The 6,378-nt window shown below is 42.9% G+C and carries 8 protein-coding genes; 4 read left to right on the top strand and 4 right to left on the bottom strand.

All coding sequences use genetic code 11. From position 1 onward, the window contains the following. The first annotated feature begins 523 nt into the window (after window positions 1-523). From QYT14_RS06290 to QYT14_RS06280, 3 genes are read left to right on the top strand one after another with little or no spacing between them, the layout of a single operon-like run. Window positions 524-772 (top strand): 2TM domain-containing protein, encoded by a 249-nt coding sequence (locus tag QYT14_RS06290; protein WP_237039012.1) that lies wholly within the window; start codon window positions 524-526, stop codon window positions 770-772. 28 nt (window positions 773-800) lie between these two features. After that, on the top strand, window positions 801-1,388 hold the full coding sequence (locus QYT14_RS06285) for a hypothetical protein (RefSeq protein ID WP_237039014.1): 588 nt from the start codon (window positions 801-803) through the stop codon (window positions 1,386-1,388). 9 nt (window positions 1,389-1,397) lie between these two features. Next, window positions 1,398-1,691, top strand: a complete 294-nt coding sequence (locus QYT14_RS06280; protein WP_237039015.1) for a transcriptional regulator — start codon at window positions 1,398-1,400, stop codon at window positions 1,689-1,691. Between the two features lie 200 nt (window positions 1,692-1,891). On the opposite strand, the gene QYT14_RS06275 is transcribed toward QYT14_RS06280, so the two are convergent. The 4 genes from QYT14_RS06275 to QYT14_RS06260 all read right to left on the bottom strand — a co-directional run bounded on the left by QYT14_RS06275 (window position 1,892) and on the right by QYT14_RS06260 (window position 5,013). Then, window positions 1,892-2,662: an alpha/beta fold hydrolase gene (locus QYT14_RS06275; RefSeq protein ID WP_288325060.1), complete on the bottom strand. Its 771-nt coding sequence runs from the start codon at window positions 2,660-2,662 to the stop codon at window positions 1,892-1,894. Then, window positions 2,659-3,009, bottom strand: coding sequence for a Spy/CpxP family protein refolding chaperone (locus tag QYT14_RS06270; protein ID WP_288325058.1), 351 nt, complete (start codon window positions 3,007-3,009; stop codon window positions 2,659-2,661). The genes QYT14_RS06275 and QYT14_RS06270 overlap by 4 nt, the downstream gene beginning before the upstream one ends. A gap of 59 nt (window positions 3,010-3,068) precedes the next feature. Beyond that, window positions 3,069-4,736 (bottom strand): SUMF1/EgtB/PvdO family nonheme iron enzyme, encoded by a 1,668-nt coding sequence (locus tag QYT14_RS06265; RefSeq protein WP_288325057.1) that lies wholly within the window; start codon window positions 4,734-4,736, stop codon window positions 3,069-3,071. 73 nt (window positions 4,737-4,809) lie between these two features. After that, the gene (locus QYT14_RS06260; protein ID WP_237039019.1) at window positions 4,810-5,013 is read right to left on the bottom strand and encodes a hypothetical protein; all 204 of its coding nucleotides are present in this window, start codon (window positions 5,011-5,013) and stop codon (window positions 4,810-4,812) included. Window positions 5,014-5,320: 307 nt separating this feature from the next. On the opposite strand from QYT14_RS06260, the gene QYT14_RS06255 reads away from it, so the two are divergent. Next, complete coding sequence (locus tag QYT14_RS06255) at window positions 5,321-6,322, top strand: malate dehydrogenase (RefSeq protein ID WP_237039020.1); 1,002 nt, start codon at window positions 5,321-5,323, stop codon at window positions 6,320-6,322. Window positions 6,323-6,378: the final 56 nt, after the last annotated feature.

Genomic DNA, 6,378 nt, shown 5'->3' with positions numbered 1-6,378 from the left:
CACCGAGCTTTTTCAAAAACACACCGAGCTTTTTTGAAAACATCAAGGTCTTTTTACAGCACTCAGTGTGGAATGCCTGTTCTTTTTAATGTGCATGTACGCATCCGGTTCACACGTTAGTATGCATTGCGCTACACGTACGTTCGCATGAGCCTACACGTATATACGCATCGACCTACGCGGACGTACGCATAAGCCCCCACATATATATGTCATTATGACAGGCTCCGTCATATCCCATATCCGGATTGGATTCATTTGTCCCCCCCTCAGGTTCCGCAATATCTCATTCCAAAATTCGCCCCATTTGTCTCCCCTTTACAACTGAGGCCTTCTATCAATAAAAATTTTGCAAACAGCCAAATAAACTAAAGACCATTTACAAACAAGCACTTATATAAAATGTGAGAAACAACAAAAAAAGTTCTCTTAGGATTTGGTTTATATTATAAACTAGATTATATTTGCAAAGTAGTCATTAAAGATAAACTTTTATCACTCAGCATATAAATCATAAAAAAAAATGAAAACAAACCAGAGCAATGAGAAATCCGTTCCAACCGAAGAACAAATTGAAGCGGTATGCCAACAAAGAGCCCGTTATTTTTGGAATTGGCTCACTTGGTCATTAGTCTATTATGTGGTGATAAACCTGTTTTTGGTAGCCGTAAACTGGTTTACAAGTCCACATTACTGGTGGGTATTATGGGTTATAGCAGGTTGGGGAATCAGTCTGCTGATAACAGCCATAGAGAAAAGCATCAAATATTAATCAATCACAAACTAAAAAGAAAAACATTATGGAAGAAAGAAAATTAAATGAGAAAGAGAGTTTGGAACTCATCGCTCAAATGATTCAGAATACGAAAAGCAGAATGGAGACAAATTGTGGAATGCCTTTCCTGCTATGGGGATATACCACCGTGTTTGTCAGCCTGTTAGTCTGGCTTCTGGTAACCAACACACAGAATAATTACTGGCAGTATCTATGGTTTATACTCCCTATTATAGGAGGAACAGGAACCTACCTCTCCGCACGCAATCAGCAGCCGACTGTCAAAAGTCATTTAGACAAAGTCATCAGTTACATTTGGCTAGTATTCGGCACGGCAGGCTTCTTGGTATCCCTACTCGCCATGTTCTTCTGGAAACTTCCCATCCTGTTCCTTGTTCTTCTGTTGATGGGCATGGGCACTACATTGACAGGACTGGTGATAAATTATAAAACTGTGACAATTTGTGGCACACTGGGAGCATTAAGTTCCATCGGATGCCTCTTCTATCAGGGTTTTAACCAAATATTGATATTCGCACCCGTGTTTATTTTCATGATGATTATCCCGGGACATGTACTGAACCATGCTGCCCGTAAACAAAAAAAATTATAACCTGCACCTATGTTCAAAGAATTAAATCCATTGCTACACTCCGAGCTTCGACTCGCCATTATGTCAATACTGGTTTCGGTGGAAGAAGCCGAATTCAGCTATCTGAAACAACAGACAGGAGCAACGGCAGGCAATCTGAGTGTACAGATAGACAAACTGAACAAGGCAGAATATGTGGAAGTCATTAAGACCTTCAAAGGCAAAATGCCTTGTACGATTTGTAAGATTACCCCAAAAGGCGTTGAAGCCTTTGAGGAATATGTAGATGCACTTAAAAGCTATATTACTCTTCCCGGGGGCTAACAAATGTGCTGCCACTGCTACATTCCCATCAATAGGGAGATACAGAAGCGATGGCAGCACAATATTATAAAATATATAGAATTTAAAAGATACAGATAACGATTGGGTAACAATTCTATGTTTCAGATTTATCGCCTGTTTATAAGCAACTTCCGCATAGAGTAAAACGGAATAGGTAACGGATTTGCAACGAGCGAAGTTCAGTAATACTCTCCATGTTTCAGGCGTTTATGCCCGAAAATCCAATCAAGACGTGTGTCAGTATAGCTGCCGGTGCAGGTCTTCACATGTGACCAACCCTGTTCAATATCAAACAATACCTCTCCACCCCGTTCTTGCAATTGTTTCACGAATGTACTGACACGCGGAATGGTCATCAGATTATCATCGCTTCCCATTACCGTACAAACAGGAGTATATGCCACAAGCCCGGCATCAGCGGTTTCAGGATTGCCCGCCACAGGCATCACAGCTGCAAATAAATGAGGATAGGCTGCTGTCATCAACCATGTTCCCGTTCCTCCCATTGAGCCTCCAAGCAGATAGATACGGTTCACATCAACCTTATCCTCTTCCACATATTTATCTATAAGGGCTTTGATAGCCTCGTTTGTCCTGGCTCCCCATGTAAGGGAGTCGGAACATTGAGGAACAATCATTACGGAATGAATACGGTTTCTACGAAGATAGTCGGCAATTATATAAATCGCTTCTTCTGTCATTTGACTGACATTGTCGCTGCCCCGCTTGGGACCACCATGCAAGTAAACTACCAATGCCGGCTTTTGCTGCGTATCAACAACTGTTATTATAGTTTTCCTATAAGGAAAGACGGTATTATCGTAAATCCATTTGCCAAAACCAAAACCGGAATCTGTCATTTGATTTTGCGATGCAGCAGAAAGAATACTCATACAAAGAACTGCGGCAAAGACGGCTGTTCTTTGAAACCATACTTTACTAATTTTCATTCTTGGGGCTTCTTACGTTTTCCGTTCTTCTTTTCAGCAATCGCCTGTTCCACCATTTGTTTGTAAACGGTCTGTTGTTCGGTTGTCAGTAGAAGAGCAATGTCGCTCGTCAGCTTTTCCATCGCCTCTTTACGTTTCTCACGTGGATATTTCTGTTTGTTGAAATCTGAATAAAGCTCACGGAGCTTTGTCTTCTGTTCCTCAGTCAAACTAAGTTTCTCGTCCAGCAATTTGATGCGCTGCTCTGTTCGCTGTTGTGCTGTCATTTGTTGGTTATTATTCTTTTGTGCAGACACTTGAAGGCTTGCAGCAATGGCGATAGCCATTATTAAAAATAATCTTTTCATACGTAAATTCTCCTTTTTTATTTGGTTATTCATAAGTTGATATTTATAAAATTGTGAATCTATCGTGCATTGGAGGCATCAGTCCTTACCACTCGGAAACCGACATTAGCATAGCCTTTTGTGCCTGTTCTTACGACATCCGATTTCTCGCTACGGCAATCGTCGCGTTCTGAATCCCAACTGCCTCCTTTGATAATATACTGTCCGTTTGCATCGGTCGAGGAAGTCCATTCCCAGCAGTTACCCCAAAAGTCAATACCTCCACATGCACCGGTCGTCTGGCTATAGGCATCCACCGGTGTCAATCCCGTTTCCACGCGACCGGAGTTCATTGTAACATCCTTCGGCATGTGTCCGGCACCGAGAATCCATTCTTCATCGGTCGGAAGCCGATATACATGGGCGTTATCTTGAGCCGTAAGCCAGTCGCAATAAGCCGTAGCTTCGGCAATCGTAATGTTCACTACCGGATAATTATCCTTTCCTGCATCATACATGAATCCCTTTTCGAAAGCTGCGTATTCAGCATTAGTCACAGGCGCATAGCCGATGTAAGCATTCGGAGCCGATGCACCGCGCAGCACCATCCAGACATCCTTCGGGTTTTCGTCATTTCGAGGGTCAATGAGTCGCAGAAATTGTTGCTCCAGCCGAATATCGCGATTCTCAACCATTTCATCCACAATACCCTGCATTTCCGCTACGAGGTCGGGAGTCTTTGCCTCCCTCTCCAATTCACGAAGCTTGGCCTTCTTTCGTGCGACAACTTTATCATACCGTAATCCCATCTGATTCAAAAGAGCCAGCTTGTTGTCCTCTGTCTGGTTTTGCAGGTACTGGCGAAGAAGGGCTGTGGTCGTGGCATCCAGTTCCGGACGTTCTTCTTCTACAAGCGGTGCATCTGGGTCGTCAAACTCCAACTCGCTTTCCACCAAGTCGTCCGGGGTTATATAATCGGTTCGCTCTATCGTTTGATGTACACTGAAATAATGAGCTACCAAGCCGTCCTTGTAAATGGAAAGTCTATAACCTCCATAAACGTCACAAGGCAGGGTCGAGATATAATAATCCTTTCCGGGGATGAAACCGGACTCATTTGGAGCATTGAAGGTAATGATGGAATGGGCGTTTTCTATTTTATCAACTGTCGGTTTTCCCTGTTCATCCCATTTGATTCCGACCGTACCGGAAAGTGCATAGCCGTCAACGCTTTCAAGTTCAATACCTGTTACGCCCGACATCTGGAAGTTAAGCTTGATGCCACCGCAAACAGTCTGGAAATTCAAAGAATTAGATGTGGTACGGGCCACTGCCACTACCGACTTTTCATCATATCCATTCTCATTTCCGGTTTGAGTGGCAGGTATGGTTACAGTTAAACTTTCATCGTCTGAAGATACCCTGTTATCTGCCGGATAGATACCAAACAAAGGATTGTCATCAGTGAAAGTTCCTTCAATAGTACCTGACAGAATGGATGAACTGCCGGATTCTTGCGCTTCTGCAATAATAGTCTGTCCGTTATGAACCAGCATGATGGGGTCGCCTTCGCTCCAATTACTGTGAAGCCCGTCGGAAATAACAGCAGTAAGACTCTCGGAATTTGATTCCTGTTCTTGTTCCTGTTCATCGATAGATGCCACATCGTCATTCTGACATGCATTCATTGCAGCCAAAAAGAGGAATGAAAGGCAATACAAACTGAAAGTTTTCAAAATCTTCTTCATAATTGTTTATTGTTTTTGTTTTTTTCCCTTTTGAGAACGATGATACAGACGCTCCATCATCTTCCTTTCCAATTCAATTTCCATAAACGACAGGTTCTGATGCCGCAGGGCATTCTACTAAAGGACGGTTAAACAAGGTCGTGCCTGTTATCAACTGCGCAACGACAAAACGATGCTTGTGATGGTGACGATGGCGGGGTGAACGCACTGTTACACACGATTGCATCAGGAATATAACAGTCACTCCTAAAGCTAATAACTTACAAATCGGTTTCATACGCTATCATTTTTTTTGTTATACACATACCAGTTTATCTTATTTCGTTATATATTCATGTTTCACGTACCTCTTTGTGAGCCCTTCCAAATGGACGTTCTATATATAAGACCCGGTAAAGAAATAAAAGTAAAATAGAGCAAGCTGTTTTTTTTGATTAGATTCACTAATAACATTCTATTATCCGATATAATATTTTAGAATAAACACCCTATCGAAAACTTTCGTACCTTTGTACTCGGAAAGAGAAAACATACTCTCCTGCGAAAACGTTTATATTATACAAACTTTAAAATATAAAAGAATTATGGAATTTGTAACAAACGAAAAACTAACAATCGTAGGCGCTGCTGGAATGATCGGTTCCAATATGGCTCAAACCGCTATTATGATGGGCCTTACTCCTAATATTTGTTTATACGACCCTTATGCTCCGGGCTTGGAGGGTGTGGCAGAAGAACTGTTCCACTGTGGCTTTGAAGGCATGAACATAACGTTCACTTCCGATATAAAAGAAGCCCTGACCGGTGCTAAATATATTGTAAACTCGGGAGGTGCTGCCCGCAAAGCAGGCATGACCCGTGAAGACTTATTAAAAGGAAATGCTGCCATCGCCGAAGAATTCGGCAAAAATGTAAAAGCTTATTGTCCGGATGTAAAACATATCGTAGTCATCTTTAACCCGGCCGATATCACCGGTCTGATTACCTTATTATATTCAGGCCTGAAGCCTTCACAGGTCACTACTCTTGCCGCCCTTGACTCTACCCGCCTGCGTAGCGAACTGTCCAAGCATTTCGGTATCGCTATGGACCAAGTAGAAAACTGCCGCACTTATGGCGGTCACGGTGAGCAGATGGCAGTCTACGCTTCCACCGCAAAAGTGAACGGAAAGCCTTTATCCGATATCATCGGCACTCCCGAACTGACTAAAGAACAATGGGCTGAGATTCAGCAAAAAGTAACCAAAGGCGGTGCAAATATCATCAACCTGCGCGGACGTTCTTCTTTCCAAAGTCCTTCATACGTTTCAATCGAAATGATTGCTGCCGCCATGGGAGGAAAACCATTCCGCTGGCCGGCAGGTACTTATGTATCAAATGGCAAGTTTGACCACATCATGATGGCTTGGGAAACCTCAATAACCAAAGACGGCTGTCATTTGAAAGACGTAAAAGGTAGCCCTGAAGAAGAAGCCGCACTGGAAAAAAGTTATGAACACCTCTGCGCATTGCGTGACGAAGTCATTGCGATGGGTGTTCTTCCCCCTGTTTCCGAATGGAACAAGCTGAATCCGAATATCAAATAATCCCTGATTATAATATTCCGTTAAAAACGCCATCGGGCTCACCTCCGACGGCGTTT

It is taken from the genome of uncultured Phocaeicola sp. (assembly GCF_948499155.1).
In the GTDB taxonomy this organism is placed as follows: domain Bacteria; phylum Bacteroidota; class Bacteroidia; order Bacteroidales; family Bacteroidaceae; genus Phocaeicola; species Phocaeicola faecalis.
The sequence above is the reverse complement of the archived record's forward strand: the minus strand, read 5'-3'. Positions and strand labels throughout refer to the sequence as shown.